At 50.6% G+C, this 21,694-nt stretch carries 18 protein-coding genes, 1 tRNA gene and 3 rRNA genes; 1 reads left to right on the top strand and 21 read right to left on the bottom strand.

All coding sequences use genetic code 11. The annotated features are described in order from the left end of the window. Positions 1–137 precede the first annotated feature (137 nt). The 10 genes from rsmI to MJB10_RS00860 form a co-directional block, all read right to left on the bottom strand. Positions 138–1,025: a 16S rRNA (cytidine(1402)-2'-O)-methyltransferase gene (gene rsmI / locus MJB10_RS00905; protein WP_314800634.1), complete on the bottom strand. Its 888-nt coding sequence runs from the start codon at positions 1,023–1,025 to the stop codon at positions 138–140. Positions 1,026–1,048: 23 nt separating this feature from the next. Then, positions 1,049–1,777: a tRNA1(Val) (adenine(37)-N6)-methyltransferase gene (locus tag MJB10_RS00900; protein ID WP_314800629.1), complete on the bottom strand. Its 729-nt coding sequence runs from the start codon at positions 1,775–1,777 to the stop codon at positions 1,049–1,051. 105 nt (positions 1,778–1,882) lie between these two features. After that, positions 1,883–2,224 carry a DNA replication initiation control protein YabA gene (gene yabA, locus MJB10_RS00895; RefSeq protein ID WP_314800626.1) on the bottom strand — a complete coding sequence of 114 codons (342 nt, stop codon included), beginning with the start codon at positions 2,222–2,224 and terminating at the stop codon, positions 1,883–1,885. A 57-nt stretch (positions 2,225–2,281) separates the two neighbouring features. After that, entirely contained in the window at positions 2,282–3,085 is an 804-nt protein-coding gene (locus tag MJB10_RS00890; protein WP_314800624.1) for a PSP1 domain-containing protein, read from the bottom strand. A 1-nt stretch (position 3,086) separates the two neighbouring features. Next, the gene (gene holB / locus MJB10_RS00885) at positions 3,087–4,064 is read right to left on the bottom strand and encodes a DNA polymerase III subunit delta' (protein ID WP_314800621.1); all 978 of its coding nucleotides are present in this window, start codon (positions 4,062–4,064) and stop codon (positions 3,087–3,089) included. Between the two features lie 17 nt (positions 4,065–4,081). Continuing rightward, on the bottom strand, positions 4,082–4,528 hold the full coding sequence (locus MJB10_RS00880) for a YaaR family protein (protein ID WP_314800619.1): 447 nt from the start codon (positions 4,526–4,528) through the stop codon (positions 4,082–4,084). Between the two features lie 35 nt (positions 4,529–4,563). Further along, a complete protein-coding gene (locus tag MJB10_RS00875; protein WP_314800616.1) occupies positions 4,564–4,893 on the bottom strand; it encodes a cyclic-di-AMP receptor in 330 nt (109 codons plus the stop codon). 45 nt (positions 4,894–4,938) lie between these two features. Further along, positions 4,939–5,595, bottom strand: coding sequence for a dTMP kinase (gene tmk / locus MJB10_RS00870; RefSeq protein ID WP_314800613.1), 657 nt, complete (start codon positions 5,593–5,595; stop codon positions 4,939–4,941). Between the two features lie 21 nt (positions 5,596–5,616). Further along, on the bottom strand, positions 5,617–7,119 hold the full coding sequence (locus MJB10_RS00865) for an aminotransferase class I/II-fold pyridoxal phosphate-dependent enzyme (RefSeq protein ID WP_314800610.1): 1,503 nt from the start codon (positions 7,117–7,119) through the stop codon (positions 5,617–5,619). Positions 7,120–7,220: 101 nt separating this feature from the next. Next, positions 7,221–7,421, bottom strand: a complete 201-nt coding sequence (locus MJB10_RS00860; RefSeq protein WP_314800607.1) for a sigma factor G inhibitor Gin — start codon at positions 7,419–7,421, stop codon at positions 7,221–7,223. 135 nt (positions 7,422–7,556) lie between these two features. Here MJB10_RS00860 and MJB10_RS00855 point away from each other — a divergent pair, with 135 nt between their 5' ends. Continuing rightward, positions 7,557–8,084 carry a hypothetical protein gene (locus MJB10_RS00855; protein WP_314800604.1) on the top strand — a complete coding sequence of 176 codons (528 nt, stop codon included), beginning with the start codon at positions 7,557–7,559 and terminating at the stop codon, positions 8,082–8,084. Positions 8,085–8,135: 51 nt separating this feature from the next. Here MJB10_RS00855 and rrf read toward each other — a convergent pair. The 11 genes from rrf to MJB10_RS00800 all read right to left on the bottom strand — a co-directional run bounded on the left by rrf (position 8,136) and on the right by MJB10_RS00800 (position 21,680). Continuing rightward, a 5S ribosomal RNA gene (rrf, locus tag MJB10_RS00850) occupies positions 8,136–8,252 on the bottom strand. A gap of 202 nt (positions 8,253–8,454) precedes the next feature. Beyond that, positions 8,455–11,370 (bottom strand): 23S ribosomal RNA (locus MJB10_RS00845). Between the two features lie 166 nt (positions 11,371–11,536). Continuing rightward, positions 11,537–11,612, bottom strand: a tRNA-Ala gene (locus MJB10_RS00840). A gap of 162 nt (positions 11,613–11,774) precedes the next feature. Beyond that, positions 11,775–13,316, bottom strand: a 16S ribosomal RNA gene (locus MJB10_RS00835). The 16S, 23S and 5S rRNA genes sit together here with 1 tRNA gene alongside, the layout of an rRNA operon. Before the next feature lie 220 nt (positions 13,317–13,536). Next, positions 13,537–14,535 carry a DUF1835 domain-containing protein gene (locus MJB10_RS00830; RefSeq protein ID WP_314800601.1) on the bottom strand — a complete coding sequence of 333 codons (999 nt, stop codon included), beginning with the start codon at positions 14,533–14,535 and terminating at the stop codon, positions 13,537–13,539. 22 nt (positions 14,536–14,557) lie between these two features. After that, positions 14,558–16,579: an NAD-dependent DNA ligase LigA gene (gene ligA / locus MJB10_RS00825; protein ID WP_314800598.1), complete on the bottom strand. Its 2,022-nt coding sequence runs from the start codon at positions 16,577–16,579 to the stop codon at positions 14,558–14,560. A 69-nt stretch (positions 16,580–16,648) separates the two neighbouring features. Beyond that, complete coding sequence (pcrA, locus tag MJB10_RS00820) at positions 16,649–19,030, bottom strand: DNA helicase PcrA (protein ID WP_314805435.1); 2,382 nt, start codon at positions 19,028–19,030, stop codon at positions 16,649–16,651. Continuing rightward, positions 19,020–19,727: a heptaprenylglyceryl phosphate synthase gene (locus MJB10_RS00815; protein ID WP_314800595.1), complete on the bottom strand. Its 708-nt coding sequence runs from the start codon at positions 19,725–19,727 to the stop codon at positions 19,020–19,022. Before MJB10_RS00815 ends, pcrA begins: the two co-directional genes overlap by 11 nt. Before the next feature lie 176 nt (positions 19,728–19,903). Next, complete coding sequence (locus MJB10_RS00810; RefSeq protein WP_314800592.1) at positions 19,904–20,371, bottom strand: DUF6130 family protein; 468 nt, start codon at positions 20,369–20,371, stop codon at positions 19,904–19,906. A gap of 174 nt (positions 20,372–20,545) precedes the next feature. Continuing rightward, a complete protein-coding gene (locus tag MJB10_RS00805) occupies positions 20,546–21,421 on the bottom strand; it encodes a spore coat protein (RefSeq protein ID WP_314800589.1) in 876 nt (291 codons plus the stop codon). A gap of 25 nt (positions 21,422–21,446) precedes the next feature. Then, the gene (locus MJB10_RS00800) at positions 21,447–21,680 is read right to left on the bottom strand and encodes a hypothetical protein (RefSeq protein WP_314800586.1); all 234 of its coding nucleotides are present in this window, start codon (positions 21,678–21,680) and stop codon (positions 21,447–21,449) included. Positions 21,681–21,694: the final 14 nt, after the last annotated feature.

The raw sequence follows: 21,694 nt of genomic DNA, 5'->3' as shown, positions 1-21,694 counted from the left end.
TTCTAACCTTTTTCATATCTCCTTTCATCTCTAACTTTGTTGGTTTCGGCCACGGGTTAGAGATCTTTTTTTGTCTGGAAAAAAGCGAATGGCTGGCAGGCCCCGACGGAGCCTCCTTAGCCATGCGTTACCTGTGCTCACCGCTCGAGCAATGCATTATACACATCGCGCTTCGCTATCCCGCGATCCGCCGCGACTTGCTTCATCGCTTCCTTACGGTCGCTCCCGCGTACCTCGTAGTGGGCGACGTGCTCGGCGAGCGACTTCGCCTCCCACCAGCCGTCGGCCGCTTCCTGCGCGGCCGCGGCGGACACGCCTTCGGCGATGACGCAGTACTCGCCCTGCGGCGGGTACTGCTCTAAGTGCAAGAGGCACTCTGCGATCGTGCCGCGAACAAACTCCTCGTACCGCTTCGTCAACTCGCGGGCGAGGCAAACCCGGCGCTCCGCCCCCCACACTTCCGCCATGCGCAGAAGTGTTTTCTCCACGCGGTGCGGCGATTCATAGAACAGCAGTGTGTCTTGCACATGCTGCAGCCCTTCCAGCACCTTCGTCTGATCCTTTTTCTCCCTCGGGAGAAAACCGACGAAGGCAAACCGCTCTGTCGGCAAGCCTGATGCAATCAGCGCCGACAGGGCCGCATTCGCGCCCGGGATGGGCACCACCGGCACGCCCGCGTCTACGGCCATCCGCACCAGGTCATAGCCTGGGTCGGAAATGGCCGGCAGTCCCGCATCGCTGACGAGCGCGATGCTCTGCCCTTCAAGGAGCAAGCGGACCAGTTCGGGGCCGCTTGCTCCCTTGTTGTGTTCGTGATAGCTGACCAGTCGCGTCGCGACTTCGAAATGGGTCAGCAGCTTGCGCGTTTGCCGCGTGTCTTCAGCGGCAATCATACTCACTTCCTTCAGCGTGCGTATCGCGCGGAAGGTCATGTCTTCGAGGTTGCCAATTGGTGTGGCAACTAAATAAAGCGTACCTACACCGCTCTGGTCCTCGCGGTAGCTTTTCTGTATCGTTAAACTCACAGTTCGTCCCTCATCGCTTTAGATTATGAAAACTCCAGGGAGCTCCGCCCACCGTAGTAAATTTCTTTCAACTCCTGGCAATACTCTTCTTTCTCCGTGTAGACGATCAGCGGCGGCAGCGTGCGAATCTCAGGCTTGCCATCCTTCATGCCTTCGATCAACACCATCATCGCTTCTTCGCCAGCGCGGGCATGCACATAGCGAATGCGCTTAGGCTCAATGCGATATTGGCGCATTAGGCAAATGATGTCGACTAGGCGTGTAGCGCGGTGTACCATCGCCACTTTACCGCCAGCCTTCACCAGTCTAGCACAAGCTGAAATGACATCCTCCAGCGTGCAATGAATTTCATGGCGTGCCGCAGCAAAATGCGCATTGCTGTTCTGCTCACCATTCGGTACGGGCAGATAGGGTGGATTCACGGTAACAGCATCAAATTGCCCGTGACCTAACGTCTTATGAATTTCCTTCAAATCCCCCTGGATCATATGCAATCGCTGGGATAAGTCATTGATTTCAGCATTACGCACGGCCATATCCGCCAAGCGCTCTTGAATTTCAACGCCCCAGATATCAGCTCGCGTTCGTGTGGACAGTAGCAAGGGGATAACCCCATTCCCTGTACATAAATCAACGATCCGCCCCTTCGGCGGAACACTGCTGAATCGTCCTAAGAGGACAGCGTCCAACGAGAAGCTGAACACTTCGTCACTTTGTATAATTTTCAAATCGTAGGTCAATAAATCATCCATTCGTTCGGTTGGCTGTAACGGAACTTGCTTCATACGGATTTCCTTTCTTGTACAGCATTATTGAAAAAAACCGTAAAGGATTTACCCCTACGGTCGTACCATATCTTATTTATTTAAGAAAGATAAGCAGAACAAACAATCGCCCTCTGTCCGAAGGTGTCCATAGTACACATTGCAAATATGAAAGCCCTCATTATATAAGCGGGTTAAATTATCATAGCCAGCCCCAGGCAGCTGCACGGGTTCTTCCGTACGTTGCGCTGGCTCTTCCACCACCGTTTCCTCTTGGCGAATGAGCTTACGCAGCTGCTGATTTTCGATGCTTAATCTCTTATTTTCTTCAATGAGTGTAATAATTCGTTTCTTCAAGGCACCTAATTCTGCATACGTGGTACCCATTCGTTCTTCGATGCCATCTATCTGTCCAAAAATATCCTGTTTATCCACGCTTTCACCTCTAGTGCCCTGCATGCTTACTGGATAGCGCCTCCTTGGAACCCGATTCTATTCTTGTTCTACGACATCATCGAACGGCAGGTCTAACGCTTTCCCAAGATCAAATAGTTGAACCTTTGCGGTACGCTCTTTAATATTTAAACCGAGTACTTTGCCGTTACCAAATGAGGTGATCACGTGGCGCCCTACGGTCGGCAATGAATCCTTGGCACTTTCGTAATTATCATGTTCATATTTCAGGCAGCACATCAATCTTCCGCACAATCCCGAAATTTTAGTCGGATTCAGAGAAAGATTCTGATCTTTGGCCATTTTAATGGAAACTGGCTCGAAATCACCTAGGAAGGAGGAACAGCACAAAATCCGCCCACACGGACCGATCCCGCCTAGCATCTTTGCTTCATCGCGCACACCAATTTGACGAAGTTCAATTCTTGTCCGGAAAATGCTGGCCAAATCCTTCACGAGCTCACGGAAATCGACGCGCCCTTCTGCCGTAAAATAAAAAATAATTTTATTGCGGTCAAAGGTATACTCTACGTCCACAAGCTTCATCTTAAGACTGTGGTCTTTGATTTTATCATGACAAGTTTGGAAAGCATCTTTGGCCGCTTTTTTGTTCTCTTCGACCAAATCAGCATCGGATTCATCGGCAATGCGGATCACCTTTTTGAGGGGCAGCACCACATCATTCTCTTTCACGGTCTTCTTGCCCACGACTACCTTGCCGTACTCGACACCGCGCGCGGTCTCTACGATAACGGCACTTTCTTTCTCAATCGGCAAATCAATGGGATCGAAATAATATATTTTACCCGCTTTCTTAAAGCGGACACCAACTACTGCGTACATCTTACACCCCCTGCATCTCCACGAGCATTTTCTCTATAACCAGCTGAGAATTGGCATTGGAGCGCAGTCGCTTTTGTAAATCTACGGCTTGCCCCATCATGCGTACCCATACCGAGACATCTCGACTTAACGCGAGCGAGCTCATCCAGTCCAGCTGGTCACTATATACAAGCTTGTCCCTGCGCTCAAGGCGCAGCTGCACCATATCTTTAAACCACAGGATCAGCAAGTCGAACAACGTCGACACATGATCCGCGAGCTCTGTTTTCACAATCCGTTGTTGCACGGTAATCATAGAAGTAGGGAAACGTGTGAGCGTCTCCTTTGCTAATTGTAACATTACGGTTCTCATTTCTGCAAACCAATTCGAGCCAATTAAATCTCTCGCCGCTTGCAAGCCTGCGGTTACGTGTGTCGCTGGCCATACTAGGGCTGCTGGCAAGCCTTCCTCCAGCAAGGTTAAGGCCATCTGCTCACGCGCCATCGGCGTGAATTGAATCCATTGTGCCCGCGATTGAATCGTAGGCAGCAACGCATTGCCATTCTCCGTAATAAGAATTGCGACCACGCGCGAGTTAGGCTCTTCCAGGAACTTCAGAAGGCTATTCGCCGCCTGTATCGTCATTTTTTCAGCTTGATACAGAATATAAATCTTCGTTCCTGATGCTGTCGCTCGGTATGCAAACTCCTTCTGGAGCTCACGAATTTGCTCAATCTTGATTGAAGCGCCTTCAGGCGCGACCATATGAAGATCAGGATGATTGCCATGCTCCACTTTACGGCATTCCAAACATTCGCCGCACGCGTCATCCGTCCCATTTTGACAATAAATCGCTTTCGCTAACGCTGTCGCCATCTCCGAACGCCCCGTTCCAACGGGACCGCTGAAAATATAAGCATGCGACAGCCGATCTTGACGCAGCCCGTTCTGCAGAAGCCGTTTCGCCGCTGCTTGTCCGGGTATTGCTTGGAAGGACATTGGTCTTCGCTCCATCCTTAAAATAACAAGTTAATCAACATTCCTCGGATTTCTCCGATTTTCTGCAGTAGATCGATACGCCCCTGCTCCGTCTCCAACATTTCGTCGGCAATTGAGAGGAGCTCCTGATCGATTTCTTCCAAAAGCTTATATCGTTTCGAACGACCGCGTCGATCCCAGCCCTTCGTATCCCTTAATTGCACACCGCGCCTAGCTGTTTCCTCAAGAAACTGACGAATCAACAATTTATATTGCAGCAGTTCCCTAACTGACATCGCTTTCGACAAACGATCGCCCTGGACGTTAATTTGCTGCGCCATCTTGGTCAGCTGCTCTTGGGTATACTTCTCATCATTCTGCTGCATGATATCAGCAAAATTCCGGGGGGCCAGCTGCGGCGGTGGGACATTCTCGTTTACTTTGACGTTCTTACCGATGGGCTGCCACCCCGGATTAATTTTCAAGACGCATCCATCCTCATAAACATCTATTTATTCGTTTAGAAATGCTCAAATCGCTCAACAGGCAATACGAATACGGCCGCTCCGCCAACTTGCACTTCCACTGGAAACGGAATATAGGAATCCGTCGTTCCTCCCATTGGAGAAACAGGTGTAACGAGCTGCTCGCGAATTTTGCAATTGGCTCGAATCACCGTCATCACCTCTGCCACTCGATCGTCTTCCGTACCAATCATAAAGGTCGTATTCCCCGCACGCAAAAATCCACCCGTACTGGCAAGCTTCGTGGCTCGAAAGCCTTCCTTGATTAAAGCGTTGGAAAGACGGTTGCTATCTTTATCCTGAACAATGGCTACGACTAGTTTCATGGATGATGCCTCCTTTTATTATAAACTAATAATGGGCTTTCCGCTTCAGACGGAAATATGTTCCTCAAGCAGCTGTCTGCAATCCAGCCAAACATCCTCAGCGATCAGCTCCGCAGCACGATTCGCGTCGATCATGCGGACTCGTTCTGGATGATCCTCCGCAATCTGATGAAAGCCAGCCCGCACGCGACTGTGATAATCTACGTTTTTCTGCTCAATCCGATCTAACTGTTGGTCACTGCCGCCACCGCCAGCTCGGTGATTCAAGCGTTGCATGCTGACCTCTACAGGAACATCCATGATATACGTTCTTGTCGCTTGAAGTCCTGAGCTTGCGAACTTGGAAATGCTCTTCACCGTATCAATATCTACACCCAGCCCATAAGACTGATAAGCTACGCTCGCATCGATGAACCGATCACAGAGAACAATGCGTCCAGCTTTCAGCGCAGGAAGGATCTTCTCATGAACATGTTGTGCGCGAGATGCCGCATACAGAAGCACTTCAGCTTGATCCACCATCTCTGCGTTCACGGGATCAAGAATGATACCGCGAATTTTATCGCTGATTGATGTTCCGCCTGGCTCTCTCGTCACGAGGACATCATGTCCCAGTTTTTTCAGTTCTTGTGCCAATTTCTGAAGCTGCGTAGTTTTCCCGGCGCCATCCGGACCTTCAAACGTAATAAATATGCCGTTCACTTGTTCCTCCTGCTTACTGCTTCACGAGATGATCTCGTGATCCGTGTATATGTTTAATTTGTGCGTCTGTCCAAAATGCGTTCCGTGGAACCGAATACCTTGATCAGCCAAGTAAACGAGAGCCTCTGCGATGGAAGCTGTGATCGTTTCACCTGGATATAAGAGAGGAACTCCAGGGGGATAAGGAATGACCATGTCGCTTGAACGCTTCCCAATCGCTTCCTCTACCGAAACCTGAGTTATCTCTTCCTGATTAACCCGCCGATGATCAAATCCAACAGGCGTCCCGATTGTAACATAGGTGGGTAATTTCATTATATTCGAGATAGGCGCTTGAAGTTCCTGCTTCCGCACCTTGATGTCCAAACAAATGTTGTGTAACGCCGCGAGCGTTCGATGCACATCTTCCCTTGTGGAAGCCGCCGAAAAGACGAGCAGCACCAGATACCCATCGGTCATCTCCACATAGCAGCCTTGCGCTTCCAATTGATCTTTGAGCTCAGACCCCGTCAGTTGAAAGGAGGGATCATAGATCGCGATTTTAAAAGGATCCGCAGTCTCGTAAGCCTTTTCGTGGGTTATACGCTGCGGGCAATAGCGAAAGAAGGCAATGTCGTCCAACCCTGCTCGGAACTCTTTCATCAGCTGGATACCTTGATCCAACCAAGTGCGGCCCTCGGTATGTACTCTTTTTCTTGCCAAGTCTAGAGATGCCAAAATAGGATAGGACGGGCTTGAACTTTGCAGCATCGCCAACATTTGTTTGAGGGCGCCGCGATTGACCCTCGGTCCTTGGACATGCAGCATGGCCCCCATTGTCAACGCGGTGAGCATCTTATGCGTCGACTGTACGACGGCATCTGCACCCTGAGAAAGCGCTGAAGCTGGCACATCTTCATGAAAGCCAAAGTGCGCGCCATGCGCTTCATCCACTAGCAGCAGCTTACCGTGATCATGCATTTCATCCGCAAAAAGCTTAACATCGACGCCCATCCCATAATAGTTAGGATTCGTTAGGAATAAGGCTTTTGCCGTTGGATATAGTGCCAACGCTTGTTTGACATCCTCAATATGCAGCCCTGTGGCAACGCCTGTCGCAGCGTCTATGCGCGGAGCTATGAATATAGCCTTTGCACCAGCAAACATGAGACCATGAATGACCGATTTATGTGCATTCCTTTGGACGAGGATCAGGTCACCTTTGCCGCAAACCGCGCCAATCATCGCAATATTCCCAACCGTACTGCCTCCTACGAGGAAATACGTTTCCTCTGCCCCGAAGCAATCAGCAGCCAGCTCCTGCGCCTCCAAAATCGCGCCTTCCGCATGATGCAAATCATCTAAGCCTGTAATTTCCGTATAATCAATCGACATCACGGTTATCAAAAAACGCTTTCCATCATCCTGGAGCCCCTGCCCTGATTTGTGCCCAGGCACGTGCAAACTCACCGAATGTTTAGCCTGATGAGCCACCATTGCCTCATAAAGAGGCGCTCGGGCCTTATCTATATGTAAATTGCGCAATCCAATCAAACTCCTCGAGCTGATCTAAAGTCTCTCTCAACTATATAGTAGAGGATTGGCGGCAAAAAAACAAAAAAGCTTCTATAAAAGAAGCTTCCCTTTTAGTTCATATACTGTCTCACATTTCCTAGATACATCGCTTTTCTCATTTGGTTTACAAAAAACGTATACTTCCCATCACTCACATTCGTTTTGACGATTTCATTGTTACATGCATCACAGATGAATGCTGTCACGATGTAAATACCTCCGAACTTTTGTTGCTCGCAGATCATACATAGTCCAAACCGATTCTCCTCCATACAGATCCCCCCATGATCATTTACGTTTAGTATATCCTAATGTAGAATCTCCTAAACTAGCTAAACCCTCATATTTTGGAAGGGGAATGCCGATAATAAAGTATTACGATGCTTTATGTCTGTGGAGGTCCTCGAATGACGAACACGCACGATTCCAATTTATCCAAACAATCTACAATTTACAGCTATACACTCATCAAACGTATATACCATTCTCTCTATAAAATCGTGCTCTACTATCTCGTACTTGCGCTGCTAGTCTTTTCGCAATTCGAGGCGTCAGATTGGCTGCCGTTACTCGTTAGCTATCCCTTGGTGCTCATCTTTCAAACGCTGCTCATTCGCGCTTATTTCCACTTCACCATCGGCATGGCAATGCGCGGTTGGTCTTACCGTTGGGGCATTTTCTGGTCAGGTTTCCTGCCAGAAGGCAATGCGTCTGTCCGCCTTGTTACCAAAGTCCAGCTTCACTTGTTCGCCATTGGACTTGCCCTGATCCTGATCTTGTACCCATGGATTCCTCAAAACTGGCTAATCTACTTAATGATCTTTCACTGCTGGATGGTGTTCCCGCGGCTATGGATGATGTTCCGCTTCTACCCATATCGCAAGAGCGGCCTCGTCAAAATTTCTAGCCAAGAGACTTCATGTTACCTGCAATAAAGTAGCAAAAAAGAGCCTTACTGGACTTCTCCAAGTAAGGCTCTTTCAGTCGATTGGCAACGTTCTACTCTCCCAGAACCCTGCGGTTCAAGTACCATCGACGCTGGAGGGCTTAACGGTCGTGTTCGAGATGGGAACGCGTGGATCCCCTCCGCCATCATCACCAAACGTGATGCTTCTGCCAAGAAACATCTGAAAATCAGTTCAGGTCGGCTTGCGCCCTGAAAACTAGATACGAAACTTGCGTAAAAGGTAAGATGTTCTTAGGTTTTCTGGGCCCCGAGAAAGCAGTCGGAATCAGCTACAAAGCTTATCTTCACTTTCTTGGACTCATATAGGGATCTTTAATCGTAGATTAAAGTCTCTCATTTTGGTTAAGCCCTCGACCGATTAGTATTCGTCAGCTGCATACGTTACCGCACTTCCACCTCGAACCTATCAACCTCGTCGTCTACAAGGGGTCTTACATACTGGGAAATCTCATCTTGAGGGGGGCTTCGCGCTTAGATGCTTTCAGCGCTTATCCCCTCCGTACATAGCTACCCAGCGATGCCTCTGGCGAGACAACTGGTACACCAGCGGTACGTCCATCCCGGTCCTCTCGTACTAAGGACAGCTCCTCTCAAATTTCCTACGCCCGCGACAGATAGGGACCGAACTGTCTCACGACGTTCTGAACCCAGCTCGCGTACCGCTTTAATGGGCGAACAGCCCAACCCTTGGGACCTACTTCAGCCCCAGGATGCGATGAGCCGACATCGAGGTGCCAAACCTCCCCGTCGATGTGGACTCTTGGGGGAGATAAGCCTGTTATCCCCAGGGTAGCTTTTATCCGTTGAGCGATGGCCCTTCCATTCGGTACCACCGGATCACTAAGTCCGACTTTCGTCCCTGCTCGACTTGTAGGTCTCGCAGTCAAGCTCCCTTATGCCTTTGCACTCTGCGAATGATTTCCAACCATTCTGAGGGAACCTTTAAACGCCTCCGTTACATTTTAGGAGGCGACCGCCCCAGTCAAACTGCCCACCTGACACTGTCCCCATACCGGATTACGGTACCAGGTTAGAACTCCGATACGATCAGGGTGGTATCCCAACGGCGCCTCCACCCAAGCTGGCGCTCAGGCTTCAAAGGCTCCCACCTATCCTGTACAGATCGTACCAAAGTCCAATATCAAGCTGCAGTAAAGCTCCATGGGGTCTTTCCGTCTTGTCGCGGGTAACCTGCATCTTCACAGGTATTAAAATTTCACCGGATCTCTCGTTGAGACAGCGCCCAAGTCGTTACGCCATTCGTGCGGGTCAGAATTTACCTGACAAGGAATTTCGCTACCTTAGGACCGTTATAGTTACGGCCGCCGTTTACTGGGGCTTCAATTCATAGCTTCGGGTTGCCCCTAACCACTCCTCTTAACCTTCCAGCACCGGGCAGGCGTCAGCCCGTATACTTCGCCTTGCGGCTTCGCACAGACCTGTGTTTTTGCTAAACAGTCGCTTGGGCCTTTTCACTGCGGCCCCCTCGGGCTATTCACCCTACCGAGGCACCCCTTCTCCCGAAGTTACGGGGTCATTTTGCCGAGTTCCTTAACGAGAGTTCTTCCGCGCGCCTTAGAATTCTCTTCTCACCCACCTGTGTCGGTTTGCGGTACGGGCACCTTCGCCTGGCTAGAAGCTTTTCTTGGCAGTGTGAAATCATGACCTTCGGTACTTAAGTTTCCCTCCCCATCACAGCCCAGCCTTACGGTTAGCGGATTTGCCTACTAACCAGCCTCACTGCTTGGACGAGCATCCATCAGCTCGCGTCACTATCCTTCTGCGTCACTCCATTGCTCATAACGGCTACGGTGGTACAGGAATTTCCACCTGTTGTCCATCGACTACGCCTTTCGGCCTCGCCTTAGGTCCCGACTTACCCTGAGCGGACGAGCCTTCCTCAGGAACCCTTAGGTTTTCGGCGGATCAGATTCTCACTGATCTTTTCGTTACTTATACCGGCATTCTCACTTGTGTACGCTCCACCTGTCCTTACGGTCAGAATTCAATGTATACACAACGCTCCCCTACCCATGCACATACGTGCAAGCCATAGCTTCGGTGGCGTGTTTAGCCCCGTTACATTTTCGGCGCAGAGTCACTCGACCAGTGAGCTATTACGCACTCTTTCAATGGTGGCTGCTTCTAAGCCAACATCCTGGTTGTCTGTGCAACTCCACATCCTTTCCCACTTAACACACACTTGGGGACCTTAGCTGATGGTCTGGGCTGTTTCCCTTTTGACAATGGATCTTAGCACTCACTGTCTGACTCCCGGACTTAAGTTTGTGGCATTCAGAGTTTGACTGGACTTGGTAACCCTTGGCGGGCCCCGCACCCAATCAGTGCTTTACCTCCACAACTCACAACATCCGAGGCTAGCCCTAAAGCTATTTCGGGGAGAACCAGCTATCTCCGAGTTCGATTGGAATTTCTCCGCTACCCCCACCTCATCCCCGAATTTTTCAACATTCGTGGGTTCGGGCCTCCAGTGAGTGTTACCTCACCTTCACCCTGGACAGGGGTAGATCACACGGTTTCGGGTCTACGTCCACGTACTGGGGCGCCCTATTCAGACTCGCTTTCGCTGCGGCTCCGTCTTTTCAACTTAACCTCGCACGGGAACGTAACTCGCCGGTTCATTCTACAAAAGGCACGCCATCACCCATATAGAAGGCTCTGACTTCTTGTAAGCACACGGTTTCAGGTTCTTTTTCACTCCGCTTCCGCGGTGCTTTTCACCTTTCCCTCACGGTACTGCTTCACTATCGGTCACTAGGGAGTATTTAGCCTTGGCAGATGGTCCTGCCGGATTCCGACGGGGTTTCACGTGACCCGCCGTACTCAGGATACCTCTAGGCATACATTCGATTTTGGCTACAGGGCTTTTACCTTCTATGCCGGACCTTTCCAGATCACTTCGCCTACCGAACTTTTGCCACAATGAGGTCCTACAACCCCAAGGAGCAAGCTCCTTGGTTTGGGCTATTCCGCTTTCGCTCGCCGCTACTGACGGAATCACTTTTGTTTTCTTTTCCTCCAGGTACTTAGATGTTTCAGTTCCCTGGGTCTGCCTCCAATGTAGCTATGTATTCACTACATGGTAACTGCGCATTACCACAGCTGGGTTCCCCCATTCGGACATCCCCGGATCAAAGCCTGCTTACGGCTCCCCGAGGCATTTCGTCGTTCGCCACGTCCTTCTTCGGCTCCTAGTGCCTAGGCATCCTCCGTGTGCTCTTTCTAGCTTAACCTAGAAAAAAACATTTAAAGATTGTGCAAGATCCGAAGATCTTACTACCTAAGTTCTTACTTTACATTTCGTTTCGTTATCTAGTTTTCAAGGAACAAACTTTGCGTCCATTGCCCTTAGTGTGAACAACACCGCCTTATCGGCGGCGGAAGTAAGCAATAAGTTAATGGTGGAGCCAAGCGGGATCGAACCGCTGACCTCCTGCTTGCAAGGCAGGCGCTCTCCCAGCTGAGCTATGGCCCCATATTGATGAACCACTTCAATAAAGAAGTGTGCAAACTCCATCAAAACTGAACAAATAGAATGAGTTATCAGCGATTTGTGTGAATAATGAGAGACTTTAATCTATTATTAAAGATCCCTATATATCACTTGACTGGTCTTATCAAGACCGAGTCTCCATAGAAAGGAGGTGATCCAGCCGCACCTTCCGATACGGCTACCTTGTTACGACTTCACCCCAATCATCTACCCCACCTTCGGCGGCTGGCTCCCTTGCGGGTTACCCCACCGACTTCGGGTGTTGTAAACTCTCGTGGTGTGACGGGCGGTGTGTACAAGACCCGGGAACGTATTCACCGCGGCATGCTGATCCGCGATTACTAGCAATTCCGACTTCATGCAGGCGAGTTGCAGCCTGCAATCCGAACTGAGATCGGCTTATAAGGATTGGCTCCACCTCGCGGCTTCGCTTCCCGTTGTACCGACCATTGTAGTACGTGTGTAGCCCAGGTCATAAGGGGCATGATGATTTGACGTCATCCCCACCTTCCTCCGGTTTGTCACCGGCAGTCATCCTAGAGTGCCCACCCAAAGTGCTGGCAACTAAGATCAAGGGTTGCGCTCGTTGCGGGACTTAACCCAACATCTCACGACACGAGCTGACGACAACCATGCACCACCTGTCTCCTCTGCCCCGAAGGGAAGCCCTATCTCTAGGACGGTCAGAGGGATGTCAAGACCTGGTAAGGTTCTTCGCGTTGCTTCGAATTAAACCACATACTCCACTGCTTGTGCGGGTCCCCGTCAATTCCTTTGAGTTTCACTCTTGCGAGCGTACTCCCCAGGCGGCATACTTACTGTGTTAACTTCGGCACCGAGAAATCGAATCCCCGACACCTAGTATGCATCGTTTACGGCGTGGACTACCAGGGTATCTAATCCTGTTTGCTCCCCACGCTTTCGCGCCTCAGCGTCAGTTATAGGCCAGAAAGTCGCCTTCGCCACTGGTGTTCCTCCACATCTCTACGCATTTCACCGCTACACGTGGAATTCCACTTTCCTCTCCTACACTCAAGTCATCCAGTTTCCAATGCGAACCGGGGTTGAGCCCCGGGATTAAACACCAGACTTAAATGACCGCCTGCGCGCGCTTTACGCCCAATAATTCCGGACAACGCTTGCCCCCTACGTATTACCGCGGCTGCTGGCACGTAGTTAGCCGGGGCTTTCTTCTCCTATACCGTCACACAGAGAGCAGTTACTCTCCCTGCTGTTCGTCTAGGGCAACAGAGCTTTACGATCCGAAAACCTTCATCACTCACGCGGCGTTGCTCCGTCAGACTTGCGTCCATTGCGGAAGATTCCCTACTGCTGCCTCCCGTAGGAGTCTGGGCCGTGTCTCAGTCCCAGTGTGGCCGTTCACCCTCTCAGGTCGGCTACGCATCGTCGCCTTGGTGAGCCGTTACCTCACCAACTAGCTAATGCGCCGCAGGCCCATCTTCAAGCCACAGATTGCTCCGTGTTTCATGATTCTCTCATGCGAGAGAACCAGCTATCCGGTCTTAGCTATCGTTTCCGATAGTTATCCCGATCTTGAAGGCAGGTTGCCTACGTGTTACTCACCCGTCCGCCGCTAACCACACCCGAAGGTGTGATCCGCTCGACTTGCATGTATTAGGCACGCCGCCAGCGTTCGTCCTGAGCCAGGATCAAACTCTCCATAAAAGAAAGATGACTTGCTCATTACTTGCTAGCGAGATTTGCAATCTCAATTGTAGTCACTTGCGTGACTGAATTTGCTGATATACATCATTCATTTGTTCAGTTTTCAAGGAGCTTTAGTGCGTTACCGTTTAAAGCGTTAATGCATCGCTTCTTGCGGTGACAAGAACATATATTATCAGGTTTCAAAACGAAATGCAAGCATCTTTTCAATGCCATTATCTTACAACTTAGAAAAGCCTATTGAACCTGATATTCGGCGCCAGATATCCTTTTTACCTAGCATGCGAACGCCGCCAATCCAATCATCGATTCCGTTCAGAGAGATATGGTCAGCTTTTCCTGTGGCGGCAAGTCGGCCCACTTCCGTCAATCCTGCACAAACTTGATCAAACTGCGGCGGCAATGCCTCGCCATACTTCGGCAGCTCCGTTGCCCCCGCTATTCGAAGCAGCGGATAATCGCAATGCCACATCTGATCTAAGATGTGCCAGAACTGCAAATCACCTAAGCCATAGCCACTGGCTTCAGCACTCACTTGAGAGAATAAGGAGAGCAGCGACAGCTCTCCGTCCCTAAGCAGCGAGAGAATCAGCTCTTGGATGGCGGACAAGCCATTTTGAACAGAAGGATAGCGTGCTGTGTGGGCCGTTAAGGCCTTTTTGAGATAGGGCAGGACAGATAAGTCTTCTTCTAATATAGAAGCCATAGGCAAAGGCTCAGGAGCCGAGTAGGCTGACCATACTTTTCGAGCGAGATGCAGCTGGTCCTCAAGAATGGGTATCCATGTGCCGTGTAACGTACGAATTTGATCGATAGTTAACTGGCCGAGGCCATAAAAAGGCCACACGCCTGGGAAATGATCCATGCTAACTAATGATGTCTGGTATGGCCGGTCCATAAGTCTCGAGAGCAGATAACAGAGCATCAATTGGTCATATAAATCATGCTCAAACCACAGGACAAGCTCGTCGGCGCTGCTAGATGCCTTGTTCAGTAAGGCTTCTTGATGAAGTGTGCCGCTTGTAAACAAGTTCTCAGGTATGCCATAACAGTGATTCATATAGGAAGCCCGCAAAGACAAAAGGACGCTATCTGACATGTGCATCCCGATAGGTCCCTCATAAAGCGACTCCCGCCACACCAGTATCTCACCATCAATGCCCGATGCGCGCAGTTTATTTCCAAAACTGTCTCCGTTCACGATATGTAAGGCAGGCATGGCACGTTCCCTCATTTCTAAATTAGACTTTGCCTAGCAGTTGAAGCAACTCTTGCTCATCGTCAATGATACGAATGCCCAGCTCCTGCGCTTTGGTCAGCTTGCTGCCTGCGCTTTCGCCAGCGATTACGATGTCGGTCTTCTTAGAGACGCTGCCTGTAATCTTCGCGCCGCGCGCTTCCAGCTTCTTCGCGCACTCGTCGCGCCCCATGGTGGAAAGCGTGCCAGTGAGCACGATCGTTTTGCCGAAGAAAGGATTATCCTCGCTGGCCACGATAACTGGCGCTTCCTCTGCCACGGGGTTGACGCCAGCGGCAAGCATCCGCTCGATGCTCGACACCATGACAGGGTCGCGGAAGAAGGAATGAATGCTTTCGGCGACAATGCCGCCCACATCGGGAAGCGTGATAAGCTCTTCGGTCGTTGCTTCCATAATGCGAGTGAGACTGCGGTAGTGGTCGGCGAGCACTTTGGTTGTGGTCTTGCCTGAGTTCGGTATGCCAAGGGCATACAGGAAGGACGCAAGATCGCGGTTTTTGCTCTTATCGAGGGCGCCAAGCAGGTTGCGCGCCTTCTTCTCGCCAAAGCGATCGAGCTTGACGAGATCGTCGAACTGCAAGGTGTACAGATCCGCAGGATCGCGGACACCCAGCTCTTGATGCAATTGAGAAGCGGTCATCTCGCTGAAAAATTCAATGTCCATCGCATCGCGCGAAGCAAAATGCGCCATCCGGCCCACGAGCTGCGGCGAGCAGCCGAGTCGGTTCGGGCAGAAGAGATGCGCGCCGCGCATTTCCAGCTCGCTGCCACAGGACGGGCAATGCGTCGGGGCCACGATTTCTTCGCCGTCATTCTCCTCGGTCACCTTGCCGAGAATTTCAGGAATGACGTCGTTGGAGCGGCGGATGTAGACGAGAGAGCCAAGGGCGTGTTTGAGGTTTTTGCGCTCAATGTCGCCAATGTTGTTAAGCGTACAGTTCTGTACAGTAACGCCAGCCAGATCAACCGCTTCGACGCGTGCTAATGGTGTGATTTTGCCTGTGCGGCCCACTTCCCAAGATACGCTTTGGAGCGTCGTCGTCGCTTCCTCCGCTTCAAACTTGTAAGCAATCGCCCAGCGCGGGAATTTCTCCGTATAGCCAAGCACCTCACGGGTTCGCATATCCGTCAGCTTCACGACGCTTCCGTCAATGAGGAAATCGAGGCTGGAGCGTTCCTCAGCAAGCTTCTCTAACTCCGTACTCACTTCTTCAATCGTAGCAAAATAACGTGTGCGGTTGCTCACTTTGAACAGGTTATCGCGCAGAAACTGCACCATATCGGCATGATTTTCAAACTGAATGTTATCGGAGTAACCGATGTTATAGAAGAAAGCGTTTAGCTTGCGTTCTGCGGTTATTTTAGGATTCTGATTACGCAGGGCGCCTGCTGCTGCATTTCGAGCGTTTTTGAGCTGATCTGTGGCGGTCTCGTTGTACTTCTCAAGGACAGAGAGGAACATGATACCCTCGCCCTGAACCTCGATCGTCCCTTGATCATAAGGGATCTCTAGCGGGATCGACTTTATCGTCTTGACTTGCGCCAAAATGCCCTCGCCAACTGTCCCGTTTCCACGTGTAGATGCTTGAACGAGTTGACCGCCCTCATAAGTAAGGTTCAAGGTCAGACCATCAAACTTCAATTCAACCACGTAGGAAGGGTCGGGCAGCGGTGTTTCTGAGTTTTTGCTATTGTAATCGGCAATCAGCTTCAGGACACGCGTATGCCAAGCTTGTAAGTCTTCGGCGTTCTGCGCCTTGTCCAAGCTCCAAAGGCGAGCTAAATGGCGGTGCGGTTCAAAACCCTTAAGCAATTCGCCGCCTACTCGCTGTGTAGGTGAAGCTGGCAGAATGACGCCTGTCTCCTGCTCCAGCTTCGTTAATTTATCGTACAGCGCATCCCACTCGGCGTCAGAGATCGTAGGTTGATCCAGCGTATAGTAATTGTGATTATGTGTATTGATTTCTTGGATGAGGGTTTTCATTGCCGCGAGTTTATCGGACATGACGGGCTCTTCCTCTCTCAATGGGAATTTGGACGGGTGTACAAGCGTAAAGACTTAAAGGAACTGCTCCTACACCTTCGTGATCGGAGCGAACTTCGCAAGCAGGCGCTTCAAGCCATTCGGCGCAGGGAAAGCAATTTGCAGCTCGGTGTCATCGCCCGAGCCTTTCACGGACACGACGGTGCCGACGCCCCACTTGCCATGCGAAACGCGGTCGCCAGCTTTGTAGTCCGACACCGCGCCGCCTGCGGCAGGCTGCGGAGCCCGGAACGCAGCCGGTCTCGGCGCGGCCGCAGGGCTTGGCGCAGCGGCCCCAGCGCCTGCACTAGCGCTAGGCCGTCCCCCGAAGGAGGACGGCGTGCCCCAAGTTGATGAGCCGGTGGATGTGCCACGGCTCGATGCAGCGGCGCTGCCGCTGCTCCAGGACGAGGAGCCGCCGGAACGGCCCCCTCGGGAGAAGCCGCCGCTGGAGCCGCCAGCGGAGACGGTTTCCAGGAGTTCCGTCGGAATCTCCTGAAGGAACCTCGACGGCGCATTAGCGGCAGAGCGGCCGAAGAGCGTGCGCATGCGGGCGCACGTGAGGAACAGCTCTTGCTCGGCGCGCGTGATGCCGACATAGGCCAAACGGCGCTCCTCTTCAAGCTCTTCGTTATCGGCGAAAGCACGGCTGTGCGGGAAGACGCCTTCTTCCATCCCGATGATGAACACGACAGGGAATTCGAGCCCTTTGGCACTGTGCATCGTCATGAGGACAACGGCATCCTGCTCTTCTTCAGGCTTGTCCTTGTCCAAGGTATCGATATCTGCGATCAAGGCCAGGTCGGTTAAGAAGGAAATGAGGGACTTGTCCTCATTGCGTTTCTCAAAGTCCATGGTCACGGACAGGAACTCTTCAATATTTTCAAGACGAGCCTTCGACTCAATTGTGTTCTCGCGCTGCATTTCGAGGCGATACTGCGACATTTCAAGAATTTTCTCCGTTAGCTCCGTTACAGACAGGTAGTCCACCATGCGGTTGAGGTTATCAACCATTTCACGGAAATCAGCAAGCGCATGCTTAGCCTTCGTGTTGATTTCGAGCGAATCCACTTCTTCCAACATCGCGAACAGCGAAAGCCCTCTGCGTGCGGCCATATCCGCTACTTTGTCCATCGTGGTGTCCCCGATCCCCCGCTTCGGCACATTGACAATCCGATTCAAGGAGATATCATCATTCGGGTTGGAGATGAGACGCAAGTACGCCAAAATATCTTTAATCTCTTTGCGATCATAGAACTTGACCCCGCCGACGATCGTGTAGGCAATATCCGATTTAATCAGAATTTCCTCGATCACCCGTGATTGTGCATTCGTACGGTACAGGATGGCGTGATCGCCGAATCGTTTGCCATTCGACTTATTCTTATTAATCTCGTTCGTAACGAAGTAGCCTTCTTCATACTCGGAATCCGCTTGAAACAGCTTAATCCCGACGCCGCCTTCTTTGTCCGTCCATAGATTCTTCGGCTTACGGCCTGTGTTATTCGCAATGACCTTGTTCGCTGCCTGCAAAATGTTCGAGGTCGAACGGTAATTCTGCTCTAACAGAATCGCTGTCGCATTGGGATAATCCTGCTCAAAGTTAAGGATGTTGCTAATATCCGCGCCACGCCAGCGATAAATAGACTGATCACTGTCCCCTACCACGCAAATGCGCTTATGTTTCGCGGCAATCATCTGACACAACATATACTGTGCTCTGTTCGTATCTTGATACTCATCGACATGAATGTATTGAAATTTATTTTGGTAAAATTCCAGCACTTCCGGCACTTCTTTGAACAACTGGATTGTCGCCATAATCAAATCATCGAAATCCAAGGAGTTGTTGCTTCTGAGCTTCTTCTGATAAAGGGTATAAATTTTCGAAGTCAGCCCGTCGAAGTAGTCCCCGATTTTATCTTCAAATTGTTTCGGCGTCACAAGTTCGTTCTTGGCAGTGGATATCGCCGCTTGGAACGTCTTCGGTTCATATTTTTTCGTATCAATGTTTAATTCCTTGCAGCAGGCCTTAATGACAGAAAGCTGGTCGCCTGAGTCCAGAATAGTGAAATTGGAGGTAAAACCAATCCGTGTGATGTCCTTGCGCAACATGCGAACGCACATGGAGTGGAAGGTAGACACCCAAATGTCACTGCCGCTTCCGCCTACGAGCTTGCCTACCCGATCCTGCATCTCGCGCGCCGCTTTGTTCGTAAAGGTGAGGGCCAAAATGTTCCACGGCGCCGCCTTGCGCGTTCCGATCAGGTACGCAATGCGATGCGTGAGCACGCGCGTCTTACCGCTTCCCGCTCCAGCCATAATCAAGAGAGGTCCATCGACGGCTTCGACGGCTTTGCGCTGCTGGGGGTTCAACTTTTTGATCGCTTCTAAAATATTGACAGTTTCATTCACGTTAGGATTACCTTCCATTTCTATCAAAATTCGCGTTCACGTTAACGGTCTGAAGCGCCTGCTCCAAGTCGCTATAGATGATATTGCCGACAACGATGGTGTCCGCGGCTTCTGCCGCTTGAGCAGCCTTCTCTATGGAGTCAATGCCTCCACCGTAGAATAAACGGGCATGCTCCAGCACTTGACGCGTCCGACGGACGAGCTCCATATCCCCGAAGGCACCGCTGTATTCCACATACACAATAGGCATGTGAAAAAGCTTGTCCGCCATACGGGCATAGGCAGCAACGTCTTTGGCATCCAAGTCCGTTCGAGCCGACGTCAGCTGAGCGGCTGTCGCCTCTTTATTCAAAATAATGTAGCCTTCCGCTACGATTTCATCCCAATTCAATAAGGCGCCATATTCCTTGAGCGCTTCATGGTGCTGCCCTACGATCCACTTAGGATCGTCGGCGTTCAGTACGACCGGGATCAAGAAGAGATCGAATCCAGGTACAATTGCTTCCTGATTGGAAATTTCCAAGACAACAGGCACCTCATATTGGCGAATTCTCGCTAAGAGATCTACCGTATTATCAAAGGTGACGCCTGAAGAGCCTCCAACGAGAATGGCATCCGTGCCTGATAAACACAGGCGATCCAGGGCCTCATCCGAGATATCCCTATCTGGGTCCAGTTTAAAAACATGCTTCCACTTGCGTATATCGACGATCAATGGTTTCCCTCCGATTAAGCGGCAGTTGTGCCATACTATGAACAGTCTATGCTACGTGTACATAGCTGTCAAATGACAAAAGACGGGCTATTAGCCCGTCTTTCGAAGAAATATGTACCAAGGATTACCTCACTTATGGAGGCGATTCATTTTGGCTGTATACGAACAAATGTTCACTATTTTACTGTGATGTTCAAAATTTTCTCGACATTGAGCTCTTTATGATCATTTTGCTGAAGTTCAAGCTTCACTTCATGTGTGCCTGGAGTTAAATTTTGCAGGACTAAAGGTCCTGTCTTACCAGTCATCGTTTTCATTTTGCCATCCACATACAGGTGGAGATGCCCCTCTCCCTGTACATTCGCTTTGTTCATGTCAACTTCGGATAATTTGAAATTGGCTGTTTGGTACGTAATCGTCACGTTCTTCCCATCCACCTTATAATTGGCGTCAATGGCAGGCTTCGCTGCTGTCGCAACAGTCTTCGAGCTTGTGTCTGATTTGCTTTGAGCTACGGTCGCGATTCCCGCATCCTTCGCTCCCGTCACGCCAGAGGGGATGACCTCATCTTTGGAACTGCACGCTGTTGTTAGAGTTCCTAATACTACTAAAGTCGCCACTCCATACATCCATGTTTTTTTCATGAGCGATACTCCCTTTTCCCTAAGTTTGGACATCCTATGATTCTTATATATGTGTGCCAAGCCGTTTACATTCCACAATTATAAAAATAGCGGGACATGATTGCGTGCGCGAAAAAGACACCCCATCGTCATGCGGGTGCCTCGGTTTTGACTTCTTCTGTTGATGGGTAGTTCTTAAAAGCTATATTTACCGCCATGCTGCGGCCGATGCCTCGATGAACCTTCATCTGTGGTGTAAGGCTGACCTGGCTGATTGCGAGAAATAATGCGCGCCTGCGGTCTGCCTGATCCTAATCCTGGGCCTGGACCGCCCATGCTCGCACCCTGCTGTGGAGAGGAAGCCGCATAGCCACGCTCTTGTGAGGCTTGCCCAAAGTTGGATGGTGCATGACTTTGATCCTGATAGCCCCTACCTTGCGTTGGCGGTGTGCTATACGAAACAGGCTGTGAGGCATGCTGAATCGCATTCACCCCGATGCCTTGACTCCGCTGATTGCTGTTGTACACGGCATTAGGGAATTGATTCGCATAATTCACAGGTTGGAAAGCTGTAGGCGCTTGGTGGATAGCCGCCACTTCATTCTGCTCCGTTTGCGAATGAGACTGTTGATTCATCGGTTGGGTGTATGTCGGATAGGATGGAGGTTGCTGCTGCATGTTCTGCTGGGCGGATCCTTGGATCCCCCTCTCCTGTTGAACATAACTTGCTGTGGCTGTACTTCCTTCATGCTCTTGCACAAGAGATTGCACCTGCAGCGAGGTTTGGCTCATCTTCTGCAGCTCTTGCTGAATCATCATCGGCTGGGCTGGCTGGGTCGCATATCCGCCTAGCTTTTGAATTTCTTGGAAAATCAGCATCTGATCATCTAAGGTATGCTGCAGCAGCGTTTCAAACGTCTGCCGAATGCCTGGATTCGCTGCCTCCAAGGCGGCTGTCGTGTATTCACGCGCACTGCGTTTCAATTCGGATAAGACGAAGTTCGCATAGTCCAAATCTTGCAAATGAACTTGCGTTGCATTCTCGTTCGATTGCGAATGTTGTTGATACATGTTGATTGCACCTCCTTCTTCGTGATTAGTGTGTCATGCCAGATTGCTGCTGAAGGCTATTGATCAGGATACTCATATTTTGCATGCGCTCCTGCGAAAGGTGAGTTAATGCGTTCTTCAAAGACTGACTTTGACTGTTCACTGCACCTTGGATACAAAGCTTCGCTAGTAACTCTTCATTCTTAAACGTATCGGTCACATACGAAAGCTCTTTACCTGAAATCTGTCCGTTGCCTTGATTGTCTTGCGCGTTGTACATGGGCACATCTCCTC

The organism is Paenibacillus sp. MBLB1832 (assembly GCF_032271945.1).
Taxonomy (GTDB): domain Bacteria; phylum Bacillota; class Bacilli; order Paenibacillales; family NBRC-103111; genus Paenibacillus_E; species Paenibacillus_E roseopurpureus.
Note: the sequence above shows the minus strand (reverse complement) of the source record. Positions and strands in the feature narration are given on the sequence as shown.

Bases quoted from the DNA above. Each gene is read 5' to 3' on its own strand.
- MJB10_RS00900 (WP_314800629.1), bottom strand. From the start codon at position 1,777: ATGGATGATTTATTGACCTACGATTTGAAAATTATACAAAGTGACGAA.
- MJB10_RS00890 (WP_314800624.1), bottom strand. From the start codon at position 3,085: ATGTACGCAGTAGTTGGTGTCCGCTTTAAGAAAGCGGGTAAAATATAT.
- holB (WP_314800621.1), bottom strand. From the start codon at position 4,064: ATGTCCTTCCAAGCAATACCCGGACAAGCAGCGGCGAAACGGCTTCTG.
- MJB10_RS00875 (WP_314800616.1), bottom strand. From the start codon at position 4,893: ATGAAACTAGTCGTAGCCATTGTTCAGGATAAAGATAGCAACCGTCTT.
- MJB10_RS00860 (WP_314800607.1), bottom strand. From the start codon at position 7,421: ATGGAGGAGAATCGGTTTGGACTATGTATGATCTGCGAGCAACAAAAG.
- MJB10_RS00855 (WP_314800604.1), top strand. From the start codon at position 7,557: ATGACGAACACGCACGATTCCAATTTATCCAAACAATCTACAATTTAC.
- MJB10_RS00830 (WP_314800601.1), bottom strand. From the start codon at position 14,535: ATGCCTGCCTTACATATCGTGAACGGAGACAGTTTTGGAAATAAACTG.
- ligA (WP_314800598.1), bottom strand. From the start codon at position 16,579: ATGTCCGATAAACTCGCGGCAATGAAAACCCTCATCCAAGAAATCAAT.
- pcrA (WP_314805435.1), bottom strand. From the start codon at position 19,030: ATGGAAGGTAATCCTAACGTGAATGAAACTGTCAATATTTTAGAAGCG.
- MJB10_RS00810 (WP_314800592.1), bottom strand. From the start codon at position 20,371: ATGAAAAAAACATGGATGTATGGAGTGGCGACTTTAGTAGTATTAGGA.
- MJB10_RS00805 (WP_314800589.1), bottom strand. From the start codon at position 21,421: ATGTATCAACAACATTCGCAATCGAACGAGAATGCAACGCAAGTTCAT.
- MJB10_RS00800 (WP_314800586.1), bottom strand. From the start codon at position 21,680: ATGTACAACGCGCAAGACAATCAAGGCAACGGACAGATTTCAGGTAAA.